Here is a 24,294-nt window from a genome sequence, read left to right as displayed (position 1 = left end):
TATGATTTTTTCTGTTATTCATAAAACAACTTACAATTACGCTAACAATGTTACCTATTGCCATAATTTAGCGAATCTAAAACCAAAAACGTTTGTTGGACAAGAACTACTTGAATATGAATTAGAAATAGAACCAAAACCAACTATTCTTAAAGAAAATATTGATTTTTTCGGAAATTCGGTTACTCATTTTTCTATAGAAAAACAGCATAAAAAACTTGTAGTAACTGCCAAAAGCAAAGTAAAACGTTCTTATGAAGCACAAAAAAATGCATCGATTTCAGATGAGTGTAAAAGCGTTACTTTAGAACAAGCTTTAGCCAAATTAAAAGTTCTATCACCAGAAATTATTGAAGCAAAACAATATGTTTTAGACTCGGCATTTATCAATAATATTTCTAAAACTATCCATAATTATGCAAAAAAATCGTTTCAAAAAGAGCGTTCTGTTTTTGAGGCTACAAACGAATTAATGCAACGTATTTTTAAGGAATTTAAATTTGATGCCAGTTTTAGTACGGTTGCCACACCAATTGATGAAGTAATAGAAGCTAAAAAAGGAGTTTGTCAAGATTTTGCGCAAGTTGCTATTGCTTGTATTCGTTCTATGGGTTTACCTGCAAGATATGTAAGTGGTTATATAGAAACTTTTCCTCCTCCAGGAAAAGAAAAGTTATTTGGTACAGATGCTTCTCATGCTTGGTTTTCTGTTTATATTCCAGGTTTTGGTTGGATAGATTTTGATCCGACCAATAATCAAATTCCTAAAAATCAACATATTATTGTTGCTTATGGAAGAGATTATTATGATGTACCACCATTAAAAGGCGTTATTTACGGTTCTGGAGAAAGTACTTTAGAGGTTGCTGTAGATATTAGACCTTTTAAAAGTGAAAATCAGCAACAGCAGCAACAACAGCAACAACAATAATTTGTTTTCTTAAATTATAATTTAAAATTCTCTTTTACCAAATTCACTATCAATAAACTTCGATTTATTTTTAGCAGCGTTAAACGTGTAAGATAAGTTTAGGGTAATCATGTCAACTTCATACACATAGTTTGTGGTGGTAAAAAACTGATTTGGTCTTGATGTAGTTATGCGTTGTTCATTAGTTTTAAATAACCCCATATCTATATTCTGCCATTGCAAAGTAGCTGTCAATCGATCTTCCATAAACTTTTTTCGAAACGTTAGGTTTGGTGAGTAAAATCGAGAATCTTCACCCATTGCTGTAACTCTATCAGACAAATAATTAAATGTGAATTGTACAGAAGCATTTTGCCCAAAATTATAGGTAGAATTTAGATTGATAGAATAAATTGTAGCATTGGTATCAATATCATAATTACGTTCAACACCATCTCTATGTCTAAAATTTAAAACGCCATCAATATCATAATTATAGACATTTACACCAATAAAGTTTGTCCAATTTTTTGAAGGTTTAATGGTAGCTCCTACTTCTAAACCTATTGAATTACTGTTCCCAACATTAGAATACACTCTATTAATAATGCTATCTATTACTGCTCCATTAGATTGATATGCTAAAGTATTTACCCTATTAATAACGTTCTTTACATGTCTAAAATATCCTGTTGCATAAATTGAATTTCCACCTTTTAATTTTTTAGTGATGCCTAGTTCAACCAAATCAATAAATTCTGGTTTTAAAGTATTATCACCTTGTTCAAAAACCTCTGAATGCTCACGTTCTGCAAAACTATTCATTTTAAAGGTTGTGGTTCTTTCTACTCTTTTGCTATATGCAGTTTTGATGTTTGTTTTATCATCAATTTTATATTGTAAAGATGCTGAAGGAAATAACTTTACAAAATCTAAATTGTAAACATTTTCTATTCCATCACTTCTTAAGGTTTCTTTATATTCTCTATCCATTGATTCTAAACGTACACCAGCATTATAGTCCCAATTATTTTTTGCTCCAGAAAGTTGTGCATATCCAGAATGAATTACTCTTTTTAGGCTTACATCACTAGAAAACTCAGGTACTAAATTTCCATCTCTTTCATACACAAATTTACCTGTATGATCTAAATTTCTAAATTGATATCCTGTTTCTAAAATACCGAATGAAAAGGGTTTCCATTGATAATCTAAGTTAAAACGAGTTCCATGTAAAGGATTATCATTAGTATTGAATTCTCTTTGATAGACAATTGAATTATCAGGAAAACCTAAGTTATCATTCTCTGTTGGCCCACCTAAAAAAGTATATTCATATAAAATAGAGGTTGATAATTTTGAGTCGTTATTAAATTTGTGACTGTAATCAAAACTACCCAAAGCAAAATCTCCTTTTCTAGTTCTTAAATTATGGTTGAAGTATGTAAAATTATACAATTGATTGTTGCTGCCTATTGGAGAAACTGCAGAATTTGTATATACAATATCCGCTAAACGATCTTTGGTTCTTTTTCCTGCAAAGAACCCTATTGAAAGGTTATTCTTATCATCTGGAGTATAATCGACATTAAAACGACCATTGTAGGTAATCTCATCAAAACTACGCTCTCCATCAGATGGCAAAAAAGTTGTTTTATTCTCTGGAGTATTAATGATAAACATATCTCCTTCTCTTCTACCCGTTTTGTCATTTCTTTGGTAACTCGCACCAAAAGACAGATTCCATTTACCTGTTCTTTTATTAATTGTTGCATCAATACCAAAACGCTTTGCAGCAACTTGCGTATCGTAATCTTCTATCGATGGAAATCCACCTCGTAAATTTATTTGAGCAAAAGTTCCATCTATAGCTCCTTTCTTTGTAATAATGTTTAAAATCCCTCCTTTTCCTTCTGGATCGTATTTTGCAGATGGTGCAGTGATTAACTCTACTGTTTCTAGAGCATTTGCTGGCAATTGTGCTAAAATAGTACTTGCATCACCTTGTGTAGGTTTTCCGTTTATTAACACTGTAAAACCTTTACTTCCTCTTACGCTAATTTCTCCTAAACCATCAATTGTTACTGATGGTAAATTGCGAACTACATCAACTGCATTTCCACCAACTGTGGTTTGGTATTTTTTGGCATCAAAAATTTGCCTATCAATTTTATGTAAAACTGTGTTTTTTTCACTTTTAATGACCACTTCATTCAATTGATTATTTGTACCTAAAGTCAATTTAACAATTCCAATATCTTTTTTTTCTCCTTTATTCTGAACAACGATTCCGTCTATTCTTTGGGCTTTATAACCTATAAAAGAAACTTCTATATAATACCTATCTGGTTTTATATTCGAAATTGAAAACTGTCCATTACTATCAGTAACTACTCCTGTAACTAAAACTTTGTTATTTGCTGTATACAATGCTACAGTAGCATATTCTAAAGGATTATTTTCGACAGCTTCAATAATTTTACCAGTAATTTGAGCTGAAATAAACTGACTTGAAATTAAAAAAAGAGTTATAATGAAATGTTTTAAAAACTTCATAATTATTATAGTTAATTGCTAATTTTATTTTGCAAAAATAGTGTAATAATTAGATTTTAACTTCAAATTTTTAGTCGAAGTTTTTACCAAAAAAAATCCCTCTTAAAAGAAGGATTTTACAAATTATGTAAATGGAACTTTAAATCTTTTTTACTTTCACAGCGTTCATTCCACGCATACCTTTTTCAAGTTCAAAAGAGACTTTATCGTTTTCAGAAATTTCATCAATCAAACCACTTACGTGAGTAAAATATTTTTCCCCATTATCAGCATCAATGATAAATCCAAATCCTTTAGAAGAATCAAAAAAGTTTACTTTTCCTTTTCTTACAGGATCTTCTTCTGGTAAGTCTTCTTTCTTAGTAGTAGAAATTTGAATATCTTCTAACTCATACTCAACCTTTAATTCTGGATCTGGAGGAGTATCTGTCAAGTTTCCATTATGATCTACATATGCAAACTGAATTCCTGAAGCACCACCAGCCTCTTTGGCTGCCTTTCTTGCTTCCATTTTCTTGCGTTTATCTTCACGCTTTTTTAAACGTTTCTTTTCTTTTTCACTTTTACTAAATGTCTGTTGAGATTTTGCCATTAAAAATATTAGAATATTAAATTATAATTGTATTTAAGACTATATAGCAGTATAAACAATTAAATTAGATAAGAAAAAAATTATAAAACGCTAAGTATATACTGTCTTAAATTGCAAATATACTATTTCTTTAAGAAAAATACTCGTTTTTAAAACAGCTATGTTAAAAAAACATTAAAAGTTTAAGAATATTTTTATTTAGTGATAGTAATACTATTATATTTGCAGACAAATGATAAAAGATGAAAGATTTATTATCTGTACTAAAAATATCAGTACCAAGTAAAATATATATTAAAGACCCAGAAACTTCAGATTTGGGTAAACGTATTGTTGAAAATAGTATTTTACTGATTAACGAAATAGGTTTTGAAAGTTTTACTTTTAAAAAATTAGGTACTAAAATAGGTTCTAATGAAAGTTCTATATACCGCTATTTTGAGAGTAAACATAAATTACTACAATATTTATCTTCTTGGTATTGGGCTTGGTTAGAGTACCAACTAGTGCTAGAAACGTTCAGCATATCTAACACTCAAGAAAAATTAGAAAAAGCTGTAAAAGTTATTACAAGAACAGTTGAAGAAGACTCTAATTTCTCTCATATCAATGAAACAATACTTTACAAAATTATTGTAAATGAAAGTTCTAAATCTTTTTTAACAAAAGAAGTTGATTCTGAAAACAAGGAAGGCTACTTCGAAATTTACAAAAGAGTAATTACAAGAATTAGCGAAATGATTCTTGCTGTAAATAAAAATTACCCTTTTGCCTTAAGTCTTGCAAGTACAATATTAGAGGGAGGCTTACATCAGCATTATTTAAAAGAACATTTTCCATCAATCACAAATTGTAAAAAAGGAAAAACGCCTACAGATTTCTTCATCCATTTGATAAACAACCTACTATAAAACTATGGAAAACAAAAATTTAACACCCTGGCAACGATTTATCAGTTTGGTGAAACTAGAAAAAAAAGATATTTTTCAAATATTCTACTACGCTATTTTTGGTGGAGTTGTAGCACTTACATTACCCCTTGGTATCCAAGCCATTATTAACCTTATTCAAGGAGCACAAGTTTCTACTTCTTGGATTGTTTTGGTAATTATGGTAACAATTGGAGTTATTTTCTCTGGAGGCTTACAATTAATGCAACTTAGGATTATAGAAACGATACAACAACGAATTTTCTTGCGTTCTGCTTTTGAGTTGAGTTATCGTTTTCCTAAGATAAAAATGACAGAATTAAGAAATTATTATCCACCAGAGCTAGCCAATCGTTTTTTTGATACATTGACCATTCAAAAAGGATTATCTAAAATATTGATTGATGTTCCTACAGCTCTTTTACAGATTGTATTTGCGTTAATTTTACTATCCTTCTATCATCCATTTTTTATCATTTTTGGTATACTTCTATTATTATTAATTTATATCGTTTTTAAATTTACAGCTCAAAAAGGATTAGAAACCAGTTTAATAGAATCAAAAAACAAATATAAAGTTGCTCACTGGATTCAAGAAGTTGCCAGAACAGTTGTTAGCTTTAAACTTTCTGGTAATACAAACTTGGCACTAAATAAAAATGATGCTTTAGTAAGCAAGTATCTTGAAGCAAGAGAAAATCATTTTAAAATACTACTACTCCAATTCACTCAAATGGTTGGTTTTAAGGTAGTTGTTACTGCTAGTTTATTGTTAATTGGTGGTGCTTTAGTTTTGAATCAAGAAATGAATATCGGACAGTTTGTTGCTGCAGAAATTATTATTCTATTAGTAATTGCATCTGTAGAAAAACTAATTGTTGGTCTTGAATCTTTTTATGATGTATTAACATCTATAGAAAAAATTGGTCAAGTTGTAGACAAAGATTTAGAGTCTCAAGAAGGAGAAAAACCAATCTTTAAAAATGGTTTAACAGTTGAGTTAGATGATGTTTCTTATGGTGTCGAAAATAGAGAAAAACATATTTTAAAAAACATCTCATTAACACTAAAACCTAATAGCAGAATATTAGTAATGGGTGAAAGTGGTGCTGGAAAATCTACTCTTCTACGTTTACTCTCTGGTGTAATTCAACCAACTGCTGGTAATGTGTATGTAAATAACTTATCATTAAATAGCTTACATTTAAATCATTATCGTTCTCAGTTAGGATTATCCTTATCAGATGAAACTCCGTTTGAAGGGACATTAAGAGACAATCTTGTTTTTGATAATAAAGAAGTTTCTGATGATGTTATTTATGAAACTTTAAATATTGTTGGATTAAATCAATTTATAAAAGAACAACCTAACGGATTAGAAACTATTCTACATCCAGAAGGAAAACAAATGTCTTATACAATTTCAAAAAAAATAATTCTAGCAAGAGCTATTGTTAAACAGCCTAAAATGATGATACTAGAAGATCCTTTAGACCAGTTTAACTTAGAAGAAACAGTCAGGATTATTCGTTACTTAACGAATCCTGATAGACCTTGGGCTTTAATTGTTGTTAGTAGCAAGAAAAGTTGGAGAACAGATTGTAGCCAAACTATTGTTTTGGAAAAAGGAAAAATTAAATCTATAAAATAATTCGCTATGTTAAATATTACAAAAAACCAAGTGAATAAAAAAGTGGATCTATCAACGTATAAAGCTGGTAAGAAAATCTTTAATAAAGAGTATTACAAATCATTTAATAAATTTTTGGCAGCTGCTGCAATTATAGGTTTTATAACCCTATTTCTACCATGGACTCAAAATATTTCTGGTAACGGATTGGTAACTACATTGTACCCAAACCAAAGACCTCAAACTATTCAATCTCAAATTCCAGGAAGAATTGAGCAATGGTTTGTTCAAGAAGGTGACTATGTAAAAAAAGGAGACACAATTCTTAGAATTTCTGAAGTAAAGAGTGATTATTTTGATGATAGGCTTATTGAAAGAACCAATCAACAAATTAACGCAAAATCCTTATCTGTAGGGGCATATAAGCAAAAAGTAAGTTGGATAAAAGGACAAATTTTATCTTTAAAAAAAGAGTTAAATCTAAAATTAAAGATGGCCGAAAACAAGTTACTACAATCTAAGTTAAAAGTAGAAAGTGACAGCATTGAATTTGAGGCAGCTAAAACAAATATCAAAATTGCAGAAAGGCAATATAACCGTGCTGTTACCTTGCAAAGTGAAGGAATCGCTGCCGTAAAAGATGTAGAAGAGAAAAACTTAAAACTCCAAAAAACTCAAGCAGAATTAATTGGTAAAGAAAACAAGTTACTCGAAAGCAAAAACAATGTCTTAAATGCAAAAATTGAATTTAATAGAATTAATGCAGAATATAGTAACAAAATTTCTAAAGCAGAAAGCGATATGTCAACAGCATTGTCTAGTGGATTTGATGCTGAAGTTCAAGTTTCTAAATTAGAAAACAGCAATAGCAATTATAGAGTTAGAAGAAATTTACTTTTTATTACAGCACCACAAAATGGAATTATTAATAAAGTCATAAAAGGTGGTATTGGAGGTACATTTAAAGAAGGCGAAGATATTGTGGGTATTATGCCAGCAAACTATGATTTGGCTGTTGAAACTTTTGTAAGACCAATAGATTTGCCTTTGCTTCATATTGGTGAAAAAGTAAGGGTTCAGTTTGATGGTTGGCCTGCTATTGTATTTAGTGGCTGGCCCAATGTATCTTATGGTACTTATGGTGCTAAAGTTGTAGCTATAGAAAACTTTACGAGTGATAGTGGTAAATATAGAGTTTTGTTAGCTCCAGATGAAACTGATCATGAATGGCCAGAAGCCATTAGAATTGGTTCTGGTGCAAGAACAATAGCATTATTAGAAGATGTTCCTATCTGGTTTGAATTGTGGAGACAGTTAAATAGTTTCCCTCCTAACTATTATCAACCAGAAGGTGACAAAAAAGGTAAAGCAGACAAAAAAAAGAAATAATATCAATTAGTTGATTAGAAATCTAATATGAAAAAATATATTTTAATAACATTTTTACTTTTTTCTACAGGGTATTTTTCTCAAGATAAAGTCGAATCTATTATGACCTTATCAGAATATCTTAGCTATGTCAAAAAATTTCACCCTATTGTAAAACAAGCAAATTTGGTGATTAATGAAGGAGAAGCTAAACTGCTAAAAGCAAGAGGTGCATTTGACCCAAAGATTGAAGTTGATTTTGATAAGAAAGAATTTAAAGACAAAGAATATTATAATAAATTAAATGCTGCTTTTAAAATTCCAACATATTATGGTATAGAATTTAAAGCTAATTTTGAGAATAATTCAGGTGATTTTTTAAGTCCTGAAGCCAATGTTCCTGATGATGGGTTGTATAGTGCAGGTATTTCTGCCTCTTTACTAAAAGATCTGTTAATTAACAAAAGAATGGCGTCATTAAAACAAGCTAAGTTGTTTTTAAATCAAAGAAGAGAAGATCAACAGATACTCGTAAATGAAATTTTGTACAATGCCTCAATTTCGTACTTTAAATGGTTAAAAACATACAACCAAAAAAAAGTTCACCAACAGTTTTTAAAAAATGCTGAAATACGTTTTAAAGCAACAAAAAGAGCTTTTTTTGAAGGTGAAAAACCTGCAATAGATACAACAGAAGCTGGCATAACACTTAACAATAGGCTACTAAATTTAGAAAAAGCTAGAATTAAATTGGTAAAATCATCCTTAGAATTATCTAATTTTTTATGGTTGAATGACAATACGCCTGTAGAATTGCAAGACAATATTATACCAGATATTAAAACATTTAACAATGTTGATACTACATTTAATATCGCGTTGTTTAATAATGAGAATTTTGACATCAATAATCACCCAAAAATTAAATCTTTAGAATATAAAATTAAAGGATTGAATATTGAGCGTAAATTAAAAATGAACAATCTTTTACCAAAACTAGATGTTCAATATAATTTTTTAACTGATAACAGAAATAGAATAAATACGCTAACCAATAGAAATTATAAGGCTGGTATTAACTTTAAATTGCCATTATTTTTAAGAAAAGAAAGAGGAGATTTAAAATTAGCAAAAATTAAACTGAATGACAAAAAATTTGAAAATCAAGTTGCTAAAGTTACCATTACTAATAAGATTGATGCAATTCAACAAGAACTAAAATCTTATATTAAACAAAGTGATTATCTTTCTAAAATTGTGGTTGATTATGGTACTTTATTAAAAGCTGAAGATCGTAAATTCTTTTTAGGTGAAAGCTCTTTGTTTTTAGTGAATTACCGTGAAGTAAAATTAATTGACTCAAAATTAAAAGCAATTGACTTAGAGAATATGTTTCTAAAAAAGAAAGCAGGATTATTTAAAGCTGCTGTGTTTACGATAAATGAATAACAAGTTCAATTATTAATTTGAAAAAGTAAGCAACAATAAAAATAAGTTTAATCATCATCTTCTAAAGTAAAAAAATCGTTTACAGAGATTTGAAAAACATCAGATAACTTTAAAGCTAAAACTGTTGAAGGCACATATCTATTTTTTTCAATAGAATTGATCGTTTGACGAGAAACCCCAATTTTTTTTGCCAAATCGTCTTGAGTTAAGTCTAAAATAGCACGTTGAACTTTTATAGTGTTTTTCATACTTATTGATTAAATCGTTTTAATTGCCAAAAAAATAGTAATTGTACAATAAGCATAAAAAATAATACTTGAAAATAGTTGAAACCTTTTAAAACTTCATTTTCATCAAACAAAATACCTACTCCATAATTCACTAGAGGTTGCAATAAAGAATACACAATAGCCAATAAAAAAGCCAATCGATAAGATTGTGAGCGTAATGTATCTATAAATTCATCTTCCTCATTATCTTTTGCTAAAGAAACCAGTAGCAAGCCAACCAATAGAATTGCCTGCAAAATAGGTCTAATCCACTCTGAATTATCTATGTATTTTCTCCCAATCATTAAAATAAAAGCCCCAATGGCAACTATGTAGCCAATTCTTTTAAATTGATGTGCCAATTGAAATTTATTCATCTTTTCTAATTTCCTTCTTTCTTTATCACAAAATGATTCTTTATTCATAATATATTTATTTTACAATTTGACAAGTTTATTTATAATAATGACAAATATATTTTACATTTTAATATTGAACAAATATTTTTGTATCTTTATTTTATAATCAACTTTTCAAAACTTTATTTTTATGACGAATTCTACAAAACCTTCATCATCATTTTGGGTAATAAGTATTATTGCCTTATTATGGAACTTAATGGGAGTAGTTGCATATCTAGGTCAGGCATTTTTAACTGATGACATGAAAGCAATGATACCTGAAGATCAACTCGCAATCATAGAAAACACTCCTGCTTGGGCAACTGCGGCTTTTGCTTTAGCTGTTTGGTTTGGTCTATTGGGAGCTATTTTATTATTGACAAAGAAAAAGATTGCAAAAACAGTTTTTCTCATATCGCTTATAGGTATTCTAGTACAATTAGTTTACAATTTTACAATGACAAACGCCCTAGAAGTTTATGGAACTAGCGGTTTAATTCAACCTATCCTTACTGTAGGAATTGGTATTTTCTTAGTTTGGTACTCTAAAAAGTGTGCAGATGATGGAATTTTATCCTAATAAGTCAACAAGATAAAAAAAGCTGCAAAATGCAGCTTTTTTTATTCATATAATACAGCAATAAATTCTGCCACACAAGCAGGTTTATCTTTTCCTTTAATCTCAATCAAACAATTAAAAGTTACTTTAATTCCGTTATTATCAATTTCTTCAATTTCTTCAATTTCATTAACTGATGAAATTAATCTTAAGTTACTATTCACTGGTACTGGGTTTGGAAAACGAACCTTATTCAACCCATAATTCAAGCCCATTTTTAAACTTTTAATGGCAAAAACTTCTTCTAACAATTTAGAAATCATAGCAACAGACATAAACCCATGAGCAATTGTAGATTGAAAAGGACTCTCCTTTTCAGCTCTTTTTTCATCAATATGAATCCATTGTTTGTCTAAAGTTGCATTTGCAAAATCATTTATCATTTCTTGAGTAATAGTATACCACTCTCCTACTGGTAAAGGTTTATTTACCATAGATTTAAATTCGTCAATATTTTCAAATTTTTTTTTATTCATTTTATGTTCGTTTTAACAGTTTACCAAATAACAAATAAGTTTAAAATAGTAAATTAGTCAAAATTTTAATTCAAATGAAAAAACTAACCTTATTCTTAACTTTATTGTCCGTTTCAATTTTCGGACAAAACAATCCTCAATGGATGAGACATTCCTCAATCTCACCAGATGGAACACAAATTGTATTTACCTACAAAGGCGATTTATACAAAGTAAATTCAAACGGTGGAAATGCACAACAATTAACATATCATAGTGCTTTTGACTACAAAGCAGTTTGGAACAAAGATGGCTCTAAAATTGCATTTGCATCGAATAGGTATGGTAATTTTGATGTATACGTAATGAATGCCAATGGTGGAAAAGCAACAAGATTAACATTTCATTCTAATGATGAAATTCCGTATTCTTTTTCAGCCAATGATAAAGATGTTGTATTTGGAGCATTAAGACAAGATGCTGTAAATCATCGTCAATACCCTCATCGTTCGCAATCAGAATTGTATAGTGTTCCTGTAAAAACAGGAAAAGTAAGTCAACTTTTAACGATACCAGCAGAAGATGTAAAGTTTACTAGTAATGGTAAAATCATGGTATATCAAGATAAAAAAGGTGGTGAAAATGAATTTAGAAAGCACCACACTTCTTCAATTACAAGAGATATTTGGTTATATGACACAAAAGCAAATACGCATAAAATGATTACCACTAATATCGCTGAAGACAGACAACCTGTTTTTACCAGTGATGAAAAAGGAATTTATTTTCTTAGTGAACGAAGTGGAACCTTTAATGTGCATAAATTATCTTTAGACAACCCTAGTCAATCTCAACAATTAACATCATTTAAATTACACCCAGTACGCTTTTTAAGTTACGGAAACGGAACTCTTTCTTTTGGTTACGATGGTGAATTGTACACCATGAGAGAAGGTCAAAAACCTAAAAAAGTAAACGTAAATATCATCACTCAAGATATAGATAACTCAGACAAGTTTATCTCTGTAAATGGTGGTATTAATGAGATGTCTGTTTCACCAAATGGTAAAGAAATTGCCTTTATTGCCAGAGGTGAAGTTTTTGTAACTTCTGTAGATAAATCTTTTACTAAAAGATTAACCAACACTCCAGAAAGAGAACGTTTTGTTTCTTGGGGACCAGATGGGAAATCTGTAATTTACAGTAGCGAAAGAAATGGAAAGTGGTCTGTATACAAAACAGAAAAAGTAAGAAGTGAAGAACCATTTTTCTATGCAGCTACTTTAGTAAAAGAAGAAACGCTTATCGATAATAAAAAAGATAACTATTTAGCAAGTTATTCACCTGATGGTAAAAAAGTTGCATTTATAGAAGGCAGAAGAACCTTGAAAATTAAAGATGTAAAAAGTAAAAAAGAAGTAACCCTATTAACTCCAAAAGACTTATATCACATGAGAGATGGTGATAAATACTTTACTTGGAGTCCAGATAGCAAATGGTTATTGGTAGATTGGAGCAAAACCTTAAGTAATAGCGAAGTCTTATTAATGGCTGCAGATGGATCTAAGAGAATGAACTTAAATCAAAGTGGTTATTATGATTCTAGTCCAAAATGGGTAAATGGTGGTAAACAAATGATTTGGTTTAGCAACAGAAATGGATTAAAATCATATGCTACAAGTGGTCGTTCTCAAAGTGATGTGTATAGCATGTATTTTACACAAGATGCTTGGGATGAAGCTAACTTAAGCGATGAAGACTACAAGCTAATGAAAGCCATTAAAGAAGAAGAAAAAAAGAACAAAGAGAAAAATAAAAAAGAAAACAAGAAGAAAGACACTAATAAAAAGAAAGACAAAAAAGAGGTAAAAGCCTTAACTTTTGATTGGGATAATATGAGAGATCGCAGCAAAAGATTAACAATCCATTCATCTAGATTAGGTGATGCTGTTTTATCAAAAAAAGGTGATTACTTATATTATCTAGCAAGTTTTGAAGGACGTTCTAACCTCTGGAGCACTAACTTAAGAACCAGAGAAACAAAAATGTTAATGAAGTTAAATGTTGGTTACGGAAGTTTAGAGTGGGATAAAGAAATGAAAAATCTTTACTTATTAAGTGGTGGAAGTATTTCAAAAATTAACCCTTCTTCAAAAAAGAGAACTTCAGTTAAAATTAAAGGAGAAATACAATTTGACGAGATTGCAGAAAGACAAGCAATGTTTGACCATGTTTGGATTAGAACCAATGCTATTTTTTACGAACCAAGTTTTCATGGAATTGATTGGAAAAAGATGAAAAAAGAATATCAAAAATATTTACCTCATATTGGTCATGAATTTGAATTTACAGAAATGTTATCTGAAATGTTAGGAGAATTAAATGTTTCTCACTCAGGAGCACGTTATACTGGCGGAAATATGTCTAATGTTGATGCTACTGCTTCTCTGGGTATTTTCATGAATTATGATCACAATGGTGATGGAATTCTAATTGATGAAATTATTAAAGGAGGACCTTTAGACAAGGCAAGTTTTAATATTTCATCAGGAATGATTATTACTAAAATTGATGGAGTAACTGTAGATAAAGATGTTGATTTTGCTAAATATTTAAATAGAAAATCAGGGAAGTTTACTCTTCTAGAGATTAGAGATCCAAAAACAAAGAAAAAGCAAACTATTACTGTTAAGCCAATTTCTTTGAGAGCAGAATTTGGTTTGTTGTACAAAAGATGGGTAGAAATTAATGAAAAAGAGGTTGACAAATTAAGTAATGGTCAATTAGGTTATGTTCACATTCCAGGTATGAGTGATGGTCCTTATAGAAGTATTTACCAAGATATAATGGGCAAATATGCTGAAAAGAAAGGAATAGTAGTTGACACTCGTTTTAATGGTGGTGGAGATTTAGTGGCAGATTTAGCAATGTTCTTTACTGGAGTTCCTTTTATTACGTATGCAACTGCTGCAAAAGTTGTTGGTGGTGAACCAACATCACGTTGGACAAAACCTACATTATCAATTTTTAACGAAAGTATGTATTCTGATGGTCATTGTTATGCACAAGGTTATACCGATTTAAAAATTGGAAAAACAGTTGGAATGCCAGTTCCTGGAACTTGTAGTTTTGCAGGCTGGGAACGTTTACCAAGTGGCTCTAGATGGGGTGTTGTACCTGTAAGTGCTAAAAATAAATCTGGTGAATGGATGGAAAACAACCAAACAGAACCAATGATTAAAGTAAAAAATATGCCTGGTCAAATAGACAATGGCATTGACCAACAACTAATTCGTTCTGTAAAAGAATTGATGAAAGATGTAAAGTAAAAAGAACTTTAAATAGATAAAAAAAGAGAAGCAATTTTGCTTCTCTTTTTTATTTACTAAATAAATCGTCTTTAATTTTTGGCAACTGTAAGTTAAAACGAACAGCCACAACTCTAATTACCACAATGACTGATGCAGAAATAATAAAAATAATGTTGTTATCTAAACCAAAGTAATTTAAACCTAAATAGGTTATTCCTCCCGCTAAACAAGCAGATGCATAAATTTCTTTTTCAAAAATTAAAGGAACTTTATTTGTTAACACATCACGTAAAACTCCTCCAAAAACAGCAGAAATCATTCCCATAATTAATGCCACAATTGGATGTAAATCAAACAATAACCCTTTTTGTAATCCTAATAACGTAAATACACCTAAACCAATAGTATCAAACAAAAAAAGGGTTTTACTAAGTGGTAAAATTTTACTCTTAAAGAGAAATGTAAGTACTACCGCTGCAAAAATGGTATATAAATAATTTAAATCTCCAATCCAATTAATAGGATGAGCGTCAATTAGAACATCACGTAACATCCCTCCTCCAACTGCAGTTACAAAGGCAATAATAAGTACACCAAACAAATCAAACTTTTTATCAGCAGCAACCAAAGCACCACTAATGGCAAAGGCAAAAGTTCCTAATATGTCTAATACGTAAATAAGTTCCATGTTACACAGTAACTTCTGTAAACTTAATATTTAATTCTTTTTGAATTTGATGTATTTTCTCAATTTCCGAAGGTAAAATAAATGCCAATGAAGTTCCTGTTTCTCCAGCTCTTGCAGTTCTTCCACTTCTATGCGTATAATATTCTAATTGTTCTGGTAATTGATGATGAATCACAAACTCTAAACCTTTAACATCAATTCCACGCGCAGAAACATCAGTAGAAATTAAGTATTGTAACGATTCATTTTTAAACGCACGCATTACTTTGTCACGTTCTTTTTGTTGCATATCACCTTCTAAAGCAGCAGTAGAAAATCCTTCTTCAATCAATTGTTTGGCTAAATTTTGTGCTCCAGCTTTGGTTCTACAAAAAATAATACCTCTATGAGCTTGTCTTTTTTCTAAGAAAGTAACAATATCATCCGTCTTTTCTTTTAAAGTAGTTCTAGCGTATTGATGTCTGATATTGGCATTTACCAAAGCATTTCTATCAATTTCAACTCTTGGTGCATTGGCATCCATATAGGTTTTTACAATACGTTTAATTTCATCTGGCATTGTTGCAGAAAACAACCATGTTTTACGATCAGACTTTGTGGTAAACTTTAAAATTCTATTTAAATCTTGTTTAAAACCCATGCTTAGCATTTCATCAGCTTCATCTAAAACAACTGTTTTTACATGACTGATATCCACTGAACCTCTTTCTATCAAATCGATTAATCTACCAGGAGTAGCTACAACAACATGAGTAGTTCTTTTAAGGTTATTTATTTGTCGATCAATCTTTTCACCACCAAAAACAGCTTCCACAAAAATTTTATTTTCACTATATTTTGTAAACTTAAATAGTTGCTTTTTAATTTGTTGCACCAATTCTCTTGTAGGCGATAAAATTAACGCTTGAATATTCTCGTTTTCAGCATCAATTTGGTGTAACACAGGCAAACCAAAAGCAGCAGTTTTTCCAGTACCAGTCTGAGCTAAACCAATAAAATCAGTTTTAGACTTTAATAAAATTGGTATTGTCTTTTCTTGAATTTCTGTAGGTGTAGAAATTCCTATTTCTTTAATTGATTTTATATATTCTTTTTGAATTCCTAATGCAGCAAATGTTGACATGGTATTTTAATTTTTTGCAAAGATACTTTTATTAAAGTTCTAGCAAACGAAATATGCAAATTGTAAATAAAAAAAGAAAATATAATTGTTATAATAAAAAAAGCTGTATGTTTGTGTCATAGTTTAATAGTACACTAATACAATAAACGTGATTTGTGCAAAAGAAATAACATTCAATTATAAAAACAAACCTTTATTTAAAGGTCTTAATCTTAATTTAGAATGTGGTAATATAATTGGTTTGTTTGGTAAAAATGGAGCTGGAAAAACTTCTTTACTAAAATTAATAACAGGTTTATTAAAACCAAATGCTGGAGATTTTCAGGTAGAAAACTATACGCCTTTTGATCGTTATCCGGATTTTTTAAGAGAAATATACTTTGTTTCGGAAGAAATGTATCAACCTAATTTAACCTTAAAAAAGTATATAAACTTATACGCTTCTTTTTACGCTAATTTTGACAAATCTAAAATGCAAAACATTTTAGAGGAATTTGAACTTAAAGATTCTTATAAACTTCAACAAATTTCTTTTGGGCAGAAGAAAAAATTTATGATTGCTTTTGCGCTTTCTACAAATTGCAAGTACTTATTTTTAGACGAACCAACCAATGGTTTAGATATTCCTTCAAAAAGTGTTTTTAGAAAAGTGTTGGTTAATTCTGTAGATGACGATCAATTGGTCATCATCTCTACACATCAAGTTAAGGACATTGAAAACTTAATTGATGATATTGTAATACTTAATGATGGCAAAATTGCACTTCATAAAGACATCAATAGTATTTCTGAAAAAATACAATTTAAAAGTGTTGCAAACACTACAAATTTCGATGATATTATTTATCAAGAAAAAAGTGTAGAAGGGTATAAAATAATGTTGCCTGCAAAAAATAATACAGAAACAAAAATAGATTTAGAACTCCTTTTTAATGCAGTAGTTAGCCATACAGAACTTAATTTTTAAATATGAATCTTCAACAATATTTTGATTTTAATCGGTTTTACAAACTTTTAAAATTTGACCTCTCTTTTAATAGTAAAAAATACCTCACATTTTTAGGAGTATTAATTATTGTTTTATTCATTTTAGATCTTATCCTCCTTGATTCTACGAGTAATTATAGAATATTAGAAAACAATAATAGAGCCTATTTTTATAGAAAGTCAGACTATCAAGTTTCATTATTCATCACTTTTTTAATTGCTTTGTTTTTAGTTGTTAGCTCTAGTTTTCCTGCATTTAGAAAAAAAGAAAGTACCAGTAATTTTTTATTGCTACCTGCTTCTACTTTCGAAAAATTTTTAATCCAATTTTTTATTAGAATTCTTATTTTCAGTCCTTTATTTATTCTTATTTTTTGGGTAGATTTTAAGTTGGCTTCAATTATTTACAACCTATTAGATTTTAAAAAAGATATTTTAATACCTGACTTTACTGTATGGGATGTATTCTCTTACAAAATGAAGCTTTCAGACAAAGTAGTAATACTACTTTCTATACTGTCTTTTGCCTCCTATTTATTGGTAAATGCAGTTCATTTTAAGAAAAACGCTGTACTTAAGACCATTGTTGTCTTTGGCATTTTTGCTTTTACCGTTTTTTTATTAAATGTTATTTTATCTCATCTTTTTTTACCAAATGAAGTAAATGGTTTTGATGTAAAAATATTTCATAGATATTTAGAAAACGGATTACGTTCAGACCAATTTTGTGTATATGTCATTGGTCTTTTTTCAAGCCTATTTTTACTTCCGCTTACCTATTTTAAATTAAAAGAAAAACAAGTATAAGATGGAGTTTGAATCTCATAAAAGCATTTATCTCCAAATTGCAGAAAACATCTGTAATCTAATTTTAAAAGGAGAATTAGAACAAGGAAAAAGAGCTCCTTCTGTAAGAAACTTGGCTGTAGAATTAGAAGTGAATAGAAATACAGTAATGAGAACTTTTACGTATTTACAAAACGAAAATATATTAATAAATAAAAGAGGTGTTGGCTTTTTTGTTGCTAATGATGCTATAAAAAGAATTTTAGAGAATGAAAAAAATGCTTTTTTCAGCAAAGAATTGCCTTACTTATTAGAAAGAATTGAATTGTTAAAATTGAATTCTTCAGATTTACAAAAACTAATTACTTCAATTAAAAACAACGATTAAAATGAAAAAGAGCACATATTTATTCATAGGTTTTTTAGTTTTTTTCTTTGGAGCCATTTTAACACTGCATATTGATTCTAAAAACTATGAAACTGAATATTTAGTGATAAGAGAAAAAAATAGGAAAATATCAGCAAATAGAACAGCATATTTTGCTGCTAGAAAACTGTATTACGAGAATAAATCTGCAGAAAATTGGGACAATCTTCTTAAAGAAGCCAAAAGCTATTTTTCAGGCATCGTAACAAATCCATCAGATTACAATACGATTGGTTGGGATGTTTTTATGTATTACAAAAAACATAATGATGTTTCTGCTTTAAAATTAGCGGAACAATGGACGCAAGTTGGTGTTAAAATACAACCTAAAAACGGACATATCAATGACACTTATGCTGCAATTGTTTTTGAATTGGGCTACACTAAAAAAGCCATAAAACACCAAACCATAGCAGTAGATTTCACAAAAACCGAAAACAACAATGACTGGAACAACCTTTATACCCAAAGGTTAGAAAGGTATAAAGAATATCTAGTTTTTGACAAAGTTGAAATTGGTGATAGCTATGTAGATGCTTTGCTAACTTCAACAAATGATAAACCAATTCAATTATCTCAACTTGTACAAAATAAAACAACATTATTGGTTTTTTGGAATCCAACAATCGGTACAAGTAAAGAAATTACAAGAAAACTAATTCCTATACATCAAAAATTTAAAGAAAAAGGATTGCAAATTATAGGTATTGCAAAATCCAACAGTCCTCGTAAATTATCACGAATAAAAGAAAATATTCAATTAGAAAATTTAGAATGGCTAACCCTTATAGATGTGAATTCTGATGAAAAAATTTGGGATAAATATGGTGTTATCAACTCAAATAACGCAAACGTTTTAATTGATAAAAACGGAAGGATTAGCTCGCTTAATATTAATGCTAATGAGTTAAAAACAAAATTAAAAACTCTTTTAGATAAATAAATAAGAATTGAATTATAAAAACAGTAGCTATCAAAAACAAAAACTAATGAAAAAATTGACTTTAATTTTAACTTTAATAATCGGAATAATACTAACCTCTTGTACTAACTCTGAATTTCAAGGAGAATGGAAAGGTACCTATACTGGAAAGGCTGATAAAGGATATTGGAGCGCTACTATTGATGAAAATGGTGTGATATCTGGAAAAGCAGAATCACCTTTTTCTAAATTAACATTTGAACTAACAGGAAAAGTAAATGATAATGGTATTTTTACAGCTGTTTATGGAAACCCAGCTCATAAAGGATATTATAATGGTAAATTTACTAAAGATACTGTAATTGGAACTTGGTCAAACCCGAAAATGAATTTTAGTGGAAAAATAAACGGAGCTAAAAAATAACTTTTGTAAAAACTGCTTATGATTGCTCTAATTTAGACTACCTATGAAAAAAATGATTTTTAAAACTAAGGGAATATATTTAATTCTAATAGGAATTATTTTCGTCATTATTTTTGGCCCTTTCAATAATTTTAAAACTAAAACTAAAATTGATATTCAAAATAAAATTAACGGTAAGAATATTAATGGTTCAAAAATAAAAATTGATTCTAATGTTAATGGAATTTCTTGGAATCAAAAGGAAATAAATTTAAAAAATGACAATAGAATAATTATTAACAATTTCTCACTATTGCATTTAGGAATTTATTCAAAAATAACTTTAAAGCTATCATTTGAAAGATTAGTTAATAATGAAATAATTAAGACTGATGTAAAAGTTGAAAGTGTGATTAATGGTATAGGGAATTTAAAGAATAAAAAAAATCATTTCAATAGTATAATCATTAAAAGAATAGATGAAATATATTCCAAACATAAACAAACTCAAAAAAATAATTTGTTAAATTAAAAACTATGAAAAATAAAATTATAACACTTTTACTATGCTTCTTTGCAACAACATATTTTGCTCAAAAAACAATAGAAAAACCTGCTTACGAAGTAAAAAGATCTAGCATTTATGATGTAGATAAAATAGAACTTACTGAAAAAGAAACTAGACTTCATGTTAGAGGTACAATTGTTCCTGGTTGGCATATGCGATTTAGAAAAAATGATTTCTTAAAAGACTGCAAAACAGGAAAAGAATACCCAATTATTAAAATTGAAGATCATAAGTTTAATGAAAGAATAATCATTCCAAAATCTGGTACAAGAACAGTTGTACTTGTTTTTCCTCCTTTAGATAAAGGTGTTAAAAAAATAGATTTTAAACATGCAATCTATGGAATATCCTTAAAAAAACAAAGAAATAACAAGCCAAAAGAAGTACCAAAATATGTAAATAAATGGATAGAAAAAGAACTCAATAAAGTTACAGAAAGCCCTATAAAAGATTTTAATTCAAAAGAATTTTTCAACCCCAAAAAAGCAAAACTAGTTGGTTACATAAAAGAGTATGATAAAAGGTTAAAATTTAATACAGGTATAGTATATCAAGGAAATAGTATTACAAGAGAAGATTATCCTATTGTTGTTCAAGTATATGAAGATGGACGTTTTGAAGCAGAAATACCTTTAATTCACCCTGAAACAAATTATATAAGTATCAATAAAGCTACAATTACTTATTATCTAGAACCTGGACAAACGCTTGCATTAATATTAGATACTGAAGATTTTAGAAATAATGCTATATCTAGATTTACTCGTTCTTATCGTTATAAATTTAAAAATACAATTTTTAAAGGTCCTTTAGCTGAAATCAATACCCATTTAATGAATTTTAAGGTTGAAGATTTTGATTATAGAGGTTTTAGAGAAAAAGTAAAAACTCTAACGCCAAACGAATTTAAAGCAGAACAAGATTCAACCTTAAAATCTCACAAAAAGTTACTAGGTAACTACACTAAAAACAATAATGTAAATTATAAAACAAAACAAGTATTAGAAAATATTTTAGTTACAGAATATGCAACACACTTATTCGATTTTGTAAGTAACCAAGAACGTGAGGCTAAAAAAAATGAATTATTTGCAAATTTACAAACACCTGTAACCAATGAGTATTATAGTTTTTTAAAAGATATTGACTTTAACAATAAGGCTTTACTAATACCTAATGGGTTTTCAATATTTGTAAATAGATTTGAATTTAGCAAACCCATAAAAATTTATGCTAAGCCTAAATCTATAAAAATTGATCCTGAAATAAGTTTACAACAATACTTAGAAAAAAATAAAATTGAACTCACTGAAAACGATAAAAAACTAAAAGAAGAATCCAAGAAAGTAAGATTCAAATCGTATAACGAATATAAAAAATTCCAAAAAAAATTTAGCAAACCATATACCAATGCACTTAAAGCCTATAATCTAAAATATATTCAACCTTTAGCAGATAAGCAAAACTTTGATATTACAGCATCAAAAATGGAAAAATGGCGTTTACGAGATTCAGTTTTAAAAAACATATATCATTTAGACAAAAACATTGTCCATGATATGACTAAAATTAGAGCTTTAAAGTTTGATATTGATAGAACTGATAGTGAAAATGCAAGAAAATATTGGAACGAATTAAAAAAAACCATCAAAGATCCTTTTTTGATAACACAAGGGGAAAGAATTGTAAATAAAAAATTTCCTGTAGTTGCAAAAATCACTAAAAATGATGCAGAAAAATTAAATTCTAAAAATATATCATTAAGAGCTAACACTACAAAGCTTCCAAAAGGAAAACCAACAGCTATTTTTAATAATATTATAAAATCGCATAAAGGCAAAATATTGTTTGTAGATTTCTGGGCAACAACTTGTGGCCCTTGTATAGGATCTATTAAAAAGATGAAAGAAATTAGAGCTGATTATAAAAACAACCCTGATATTGATTTTGTATTTATTACCCCTACTAATCAATCACCAGAAAGATCCTATTTAAGATTTATTAAAAGTCAAGAACTCGTTAATACCTACAGAATACCTGTTGATGATTTTAATTATTTGCGTCAGTTATTTAAATTTAATGGAATACCAAAATATGTAGTTATTGCAAAAAATGGAGAACTAATTGATGACGATTATAAAATGTATCGCTTTAATAACACTGTAGATGATATAATTAAAAATTATAAATAAAAAGTAATTAAATGCAATAAAGTTGAGAAACCTAATCATAAAAAGGGATTTCTCAACTTTTAGCTTAATGGCTTAAAAACAAAAATTATCAAACAAAAATTAGGTGAATGACGGATATTAACCACGGATTTAAAATAACTGTAAATAACAAAACAATTTGTAGAGCTGGTTTTGAAAACGAAAACTCAGTACTAACCTGTATTCTTACCAGTAGTTTATTAAAAAACCAGCAAAGAAATGATCTTGATTTTTATGTTAATGGATTAAATTCTGATACAAAACAACATGCACAATGGTTTAAAAGCAATTTAAAAAAGGGTGATAAAATTGAATTGGAAATAATTACTGATGATTTTGAACCTCCTAAAACTTATAAAAAACAACTTACAAAAGAAGACGTTATTCAAAAAAAATTAAAAACCTATCATAAATTAAAAGAAGAATTGCAAGAATACTTGTAGGTCAACTAATTAGTAACTAATAACTTAAAAATAAAAGTTTGTAATCAGATTTAATTCTAATTTGTATATCCAAACTAACACACGATTTAACCTTGAGTATAAATTTCATAAGGAGAAAGGTTTCTTTTAAAATTCAATATTCATTGCAATTTTATATTATTTTTCAGGTAATAATACTTTTAAAACATTTTCTCTAATTCTTGTAGGCTTATGAGTTTTGGCATCTAACATCACCCAAGTAGTTTTGGCTTTTACCAATAAAGTTTTATTTTTATAAAACTCCATAAAACGGACTGAAGTAATGCCTTTGGTCTCTCCTACCCAAGTTTTCACTGTAATCTCATCACCTAATGTAGCTTGTTTTAAATAATCGATTTCATGCCTCATTACTACCCAAACATATTGTGGTAAAGGGTTTTCTTTGGTTAAATAGGCCCAATGTGTGGTTGCAATTTTGTCCATCCACTTTACATAAACCAAATTATTTACATGGTCTAAAGTGTCAATATCTTCTGATGAAACTTTAATTTTTAGTTCAAAAATAGCACTCATTAAATTATACTTTCTCCATTTAAGTTGGTGGTTAAAATATCGCTAAACAAATTAAAAAACGGACGTAAAGCTTTATAACTCTCATCTACTTTATCAACAAAATTGGTAGCTAACACCTCTTCATCAGTAAAGTTTTTAACAGCTATAAATCCTTTTTTACGCAGTAAATCAACATCTGGATGTTCCTTATCAAAACCTCTTGGAGCTGTTTTTAACTCACCAAAACTTTCAAATTTTCCACCAAAATGTTTCTTGTAGTTTTGTTCTTCTAGAATTTCACGAATTTCAGTAGCATCCATTTCAATTTCTTTACGAATTCGAAACAAATCATCTTTATTTGGTTCCCAAAAACCACCTGCTAAAAAAGATTCTCCTGGTCTAATTCTTAAAAAATAGCCACCTCTAAGTTCTTTTCCTAATCTTGAATAGGAATTTGCAAAATGAGGCTTATAAGGTGTTTTATCTTTAGAGAAACGAACGTCTCTGTAGATGCGCATCATTTTAGATTTCTCTATTTCGTCATGCACTTGTAAATTATTGTGAATTTCAGCAAAAACTTCTTTGGCATTTTTAAGTGCTTTTTGATAGCGAGGTTTTTGGTCTGCAAACCAATCGCGATTATTATTCTTGTGTAAATCTTTTAAAAATTGAAAAGTACTTTCTGAAATCTGCATCATTCTAAATTTTGAATGTGAA

At 28.9% G+C, this 24,294-nt stretch carries 24 protein-coding genes; 15 read left to right on the top strand and 9 right to left on the bottom strand.

Going from position 1 to position 24,294, the window contains the following annotated elements; all coding sequences use genetic code 11:
• Position 1: 1 nt before the first annotated feature.
• Positions 2 to 931, top strand: coding sequence for a transglutaminase family protein (locus tag FP421_RS02995; protein ID WP_159947471.1), 930 nt, complete (start codon positions 2 to 4; stop codon positions 929 to 931).
• A 21-nt stretch (positions 932 to 952) separates the two neighbouring features.
• On the opposite strand, the gene FP421_RS02990 is transcribed toward FP421_RS02995, so the two are convergent.
• Positions 953 to 3,466, bottom strand: a complete 2,514-nt coding sequence (locus tag FP421_RS02990; RefSeq protein ID WP_201288778.1) for an outer membrane beta-barrel protein — start codon at positions 3,464 to 3,466, stop codon at positions 953 to 955.
• Between the two features lie 139 nt (positions 3,467 to 3,605).
• Positions 3,606 to 4,058: a cold-shock protein gene (locus FP421_RS02985; protein WP_159947469.1), complete on the bottom strand. Its 453-nt coding sequence runs from the start codon at positions 4,056 to 4,058 to the stop codon at positions 3,606 to 3,608.
• 242 nt (positions 4,059 to 4,300) lie between these two features.
• On the opposite strand from FP421_RS02985, the gene FP421_RS02980 reads away from it, so the two are divergent.
• Genes FP421_RS02980 through FP421_RS02965 form a run of 4 tightly spaced genes read left to right on the top strand, consistent with a single transcriptional unit; the run spans position 4,301 to position 9,434 of the window.
• On the top strand, positions 4,301 to 4,969 hold the full coding sequence (locus tag FP421_RS02980) for a TetR/AcrR family transcriptional regulator (protein ID WP_159947467.1): 669 nt from the start codon (positions 4,301 to 4,303) through the stop codon (positions 4,967 to 4,969).
• 4 nt (positions 4,970 to 4,973) lie between these two features.
• Positions 4,974 to 6,638: a peptidase domain-containing ABC transporter gene (locus tag FP421_RS02975; RefSeq protein WP_159947465.1), complete on the top strand. Its 1,665-nt coding sequence runs from the start codon at positions 4,974 to 4,976 to the stop codon at positions 6,636 to 6,638.
• 6 nt (positions 6,639 to 6,644) lie between these two features.
• Positions 6,645 to 8,006: an HlyD family secretion protein gene (locus FP421_RS02970; RefSeq protein WP_159947463.1), complete on the top strand. Its 1,362-nt coding sequence runs from the start codon at positions 6,645 to 6,647 to the stop codon at positions 8,004 to 8,006.
• Positions 8,007 to 8,033: 27 nt separating this feature from the next.
• Positions 8,034 to 9,434, top strand: a complete 1,401-nt coding sequence (locus FP421_RS02965; protein WP_159947461.1) for a TolC family protein — start codon at positions 8,034 to 8,036, stop codon at positions 9,432 to 9,434.
• Positions 9,435 to 9,481: 47 nt separating this feature from the next.
• On the opposite strand, the gene FP421_RS02960 is transcribed toward FP421_RS02965, so the two are convergent.
• Positions 9,482 to 9,682 carry a helix-turn-helix transcriptional regulator gene (locus FP421_RS02960; protein WP_159947459.1) on the bottom strand — a complete coding sequence of 67 codons (201 nt, stop codon included), beginning with the start codon at positions 9,680 to 9,682 and terminating at the stop codon, positions 9,482 to 9,484.
• Positions 9,683 to 9,684: 2 nt separating this feature from the next.
• Complete coding sequence (locus tag FP421_RS02955) at positions 9,685 to 10,128, bottom strand: hypothetical protein (protein ID WP_159947457.1); 444 nt, start codon at positions 10,126 to 10,128, stop codon at positions 9,685 to 9,687.
• A gap of 124 nt (positions 10,129 to 10,252) precedes the next feature.
• On the opposite strand from FP421_RS02955, the gene FP421_RS02950 reads away from it, so the two are divergent.
• Complete coding sequence (locus FP421_RS02950) at positions 10,253 to 10,684, top strand: hypothetical protein (RefSeq protein WP_159947455.1); 432 nt, start codon at positions 10,253 to 10,255, stop codon at positions 10,682 to 10,684.
• A 41-nt stretch (positions 10,685 to 10,725) separates the two neighbouring features.
• Here FP421_RS02950 and FP421_RS02945 read toward each other — a convergent pair whose 3' ends face one another.
• Positions 10,726 to 11,199 (bottom strand): MaoC family dehydratase, encoded by a 474-nt coding sequence (locus FP421_RS02945; protein ID WP_159947453.1) that lies wholly within the window; start codon positions 11,197 to 11,199, stop codon positions 10,726 to 10,728.
• Positions 11,200 to 11,273: 74 nt separating this feature from the next.
• Between FP421_RS02945 and FP421_RS02940 the strand changes: the two genes are divergently transcribed.
• Positions 11,274 to 14,507: a S41 family peptidase gene (locus FP421_RS02940; RefSeq protein ID WP_159947451.1), complete on the top strand. Its 3,234-nt coding sequence runs from the start codon at positions 11,274 to 11,276 to the stop codon at positions 14,505 to 14,507.
• Positions 14,508 to 14,556: 49 nt separating this feature from the next.
• On the opposite strand, the gene FP421_RS02935 is transcribed toward FP421_RS02940, so the two are convergent.
• Complete coding sequence (locus tag FP421_RS02935; protein WP_159947449.1) at positions 14,557 to 15,177, bottom strand: trimeric intracellular cation channel family protein; 621 nt, start codon at positions 15,175 to 15,177, stop codon at positions 14,557 to 14,559.
• 1 nt (position 15,178) lies between these two features.
• Positions 15,179 to 16,300, bottom strand: coding sequence for a DEAD/DEAH box helicase (locus FP421_RS02930; RefSeq protein ID WP_159947447.1), 1,122 nt, complete (start codon positions 16,298 to 16,300; stop codon positions 15,179 to 15,181).
• Between the two features lie 148 nt (positions 16,301 to 16,448).
• Between FP421_RS02930 and FP421_RS02925 the strand changes: the two genes are divergently transcribed.
• From FP421_RS02925 to FP421_RS02890, 8 genes are all read left to right on the top strand, one after another.
• Positions 16,449 to 17,267, top strand: coding sequence for an ABC transporter ATP-binding protein (locus tag FP421_RS02925; RefSeq protein WP_201288777.1), 819 nt, complete (start codon positions 16,449 to 16,451; stop codon positions 17,265 to 17,267).
• A gap of 2 nt (positions 17,268 to 17,269) precedes the next feature.
• A complete protein-coding gene (locus tag FP421_RS02920; protein WP_159947445.1) occupies positions 17,270 to 18,094 on the top strand; it encodes a hypothetical protein in 825 nt (274 codons plus the stop codon).
• Between the two features lies 1 nt (position 18,095).
• Positions 18,096 to 18,461, top strand: a complete 366-nt coding sequence (locus tag FP421_RS02915) for a GntR family transcriptional regulator (protein WP_159947443.1) — start codon at positions 18,096 to 18,098, stop codon at positions 18,459 to 18,461.
• Position 18,462: 1 nt separating this feature from the next.
• Positions 18,463 to 19,443 (top strand): peroxiredoxin family protein, encoded by a 981-nt coding sequence (locus FP421_RS02910; RefSeq protein WP_159947441.1) that lies wholly within the window; start codon positions 18,463 to 18,465, stop codon positions 19,441 to 19,443.
• A gap of 46 nt (positions 19,444 to 19,489) precedes the next feature.
• A complete protein-coding gene (locus FP421_RS02905) occupies positions 19,490 to 19,846 on the top strand; it encodes a hypothetical protein (RefSeq protein ID WP_159947439.1) in 357 nt (118 codons plus the stop codon).
• 43 nt (positions 19,847 to 19,889) lie between these two features.
• The gene (locus FP421_RS02900) at positions 19,890 to 20,357 is read left to right on the top strand and encodes a hypothetical protein (protein ID WP_159947437.1); all 468 of its coding nucleotides are present in this window, start codon (positions 19,890 to 19,892) and stop codon (positions 20,355 to 20,357) included.
• Between the two features lie 5 nt (positions 20,358 to 20,362).
• Complete coding sequence (locus tag FP421_RS02895) at positions 20,363 to 22,585, top strand: TlpA family protein disulfide reductase (RefSeq protein ID WP_159947435.1); 2,223 nt, start codon at positions 20,363 to 20,365, stop codon at positions 22,583 to 22,585.
• Between the two features lie 107 nt (positions 22,586 to 22,692).
• Positions 22,693 to 23,046, top strand: a complete 354-nt coding sequence (locus tag FP421_RS02890; protein ID WP_159947433.1) for a hypothetical protein — start codon at positions 22,693 to 22,695, stop codon at positions 23,044 to 23,046.
• Between the two features lie 156 nt (positions 23,047 to 23,202).
• Here FP421_RS02890 and FP421_RS02885 read toward each other — a convergent pair whose 3' ends face one another.
• Both FP421_RS02885 and FP421_RS02880 read right to left on the bottom strand, forming a co-directional pair.
• Positions 23,203 to 23,598, bottom strand: a complete 396-nt coding sequence (locus FP421_RS02885) for an acyl-CoA thioesterase (protein ID WP_159947431.1) — start codon at positions 23,596 to 23,598, stop codon at positions 23,203 to 23,205.
• Entirely contained in the window at positions 23,598 to 24,272 is a 675-nt protein-coding gene (locus FP421_RS02880) for a DUF2461 domain-containing protein (RefSeq protein ID WP_159947871.1), read from the bottom strand. Before FP421_RS02880 ends, FP421_RS02885 begins: the two co-directional genes overlap by 1 nt.
• Between the last annotated feature and the right edge of the window lie 22 nt (positions 24,273 to 24,294).

Source organism: Polaribacter septentrionalilitoris (assembly GCF_009832745.1).
Taxonomy (GTDB): Bacteria; Bacteroidota; Bacteroidia; order Flavobacteriales; family Flavobacteriaceae; genus Polaribacter; species Polaribacter septentrionalilitoris.
This window is presented reverse-complemented; position numbering and strand designations above follow the sequence as displayed.

Coding starts and splice junctions, on each gene's coding strand:
- FP421_RS02995 (WP_159947471.1), top strand. CDS start 2: ATGATTTTTTCTGTTATTCATAAAACAACTTACAATTACGCTAACAAT.
- FP421_RS02990 (WP_201288778.1), bottom strand. CDS start 3,466: ATGAAGTTTTTAAAACATTTCATTATAACTCTTTTTTTAATTTCAAGT.
- FP421_RS02985 (WP_159947469.1), bottom strand. CDS start 4,058: ATGGCAAAATCTCAACAGACATTTAGTAAAAGTGAAAAAGAAAAGAAA.
- FP421_RS02980 (WP_159947467.1), top strand. CDS start 4,301: ATGAAAGATTTATTATCTGTACTAAAAATATCAGTACCAAGTAAAATA.
- FP421_RS02975 (WP_159947465.1), top strand. CDS start 4,974: ATGGAAAACAAAAATTTAACACCCTGGCAACGATTTATCAGTTTGGTG.
- FP421_RS02970 (WP_159947463.1), top strand. CDS start 6,645: ATGTTAAATATTACAAAAAACCAAGTGAATAAAAAAGTGGATCTATCA.
- FP421_RS02965 (WP_159947461.1), top strand. CDS start 8,034: ATGAAAAAATATATTTTAATAACATTTTTACTTTTTTCTACAGGGTAT.
- FP421_RS02960 (WP_159947459.1), bottom strand. CDS start 9,682: ATGAAAAACACTATAAAAGTTCAACGTGCTATTTTAGACTTAACTCAA.
- FP421_RS02955 (WP_159947457.1), bottom strand. CDS start 10,128: ATGAATAAAGAATCATTTTGTGATAAAGAAAGAAGGAAATTAGAAAAG.
- FP421_RS02950 (WP_159947455.1), top strand. CDS start 10,253: ATGACGAATTCTACAAAACCTTCATCATCATTTTGGGTAATAAGTATT.
- FP421_RS02945 (WP_159947453.1), bottom strand. CDS start 11,199: ATGAATAAAAAAAAATTTGAAAATATTGACGAATTTAAATCTATGGTA.
- FP421_RS02940 (WP_159947451.1), top strand. CDS start 11,274: ATGAAAAAACTAACCTTATTCTTAACTTTATTGTCCGTTTCAATTTTC.
- FP421_RS02935 (WP_159947449.1), bottom strand. CDS start 15,177: ATGGAACTTATTTACGTATTAGACATATTAGGAACTTTTGCCTTTGCC.
- FP421_RS02930 (WP_159947447.1), bottom strand. CDS start 16,300: ATGTCAACATTTGCTGCATTAGGAATTCAAAAAGAATATATAAAATCA.
- FP421_RS02920 (WP_159947445.1), top strand. CDS start 17,270: ATGAATCTTCAACAATATTTTGATTTTAATCGGTTTTACAAACTTTTA.
- FP421_RS02915 (WP_159947443.1), top strand. CDS start 18,096: ATGGAGTTTGAATCTCATAAAAGCATTTATCTCCAAATTGCAGAAAAC.
- FP421_RS02910 (WP_159947441.1), top strand. CDS start 18,463: ATGAAAAAGAGCACATATTTATTCATAGGTTTTTTAGTTTTTTTCTTT.
- FP421_RS02905 (WP_159947439.1), top strand. CDS start 19,490: ATGAAAAAATTGACTTTAATTTTAACTTTAATAATCGGAATAATACTA.
- FP421_RS02900 (WP_159947437.1), top strand. CDS start 19,890: ATGAAAAAAATGATTTTTAAAACTAAGGGAATATATTTAATTCTAATA.
- FP421_RS02895 (WP_159947435.1), top strand. CDS start 20,363: ATGAAAAATAAAATTATAACACTTTTACTATGCTTCTTTGCAACAACA.
- FP421_RS02890 (WP_159947433.1), top strand. CDS start 22,693: ATGACGGATATTAACCACGGATTTAAAATAACTGTAAATAACAAAACA.
- FP421_RS02885 (WP_159947431.1), bottom strand. CDS start 23,598: ATGAGTGCTATTTTTGAACTAAAAATTAAAGTTTCATCAGAAGATATT.
- FP421_RS02880 (WP_159947871.1), bottom strand. CDS start 24,272: ATGCAGATTTCAGAAAGTACTTTTCAATTTTTAAAAGATTTACACAAG.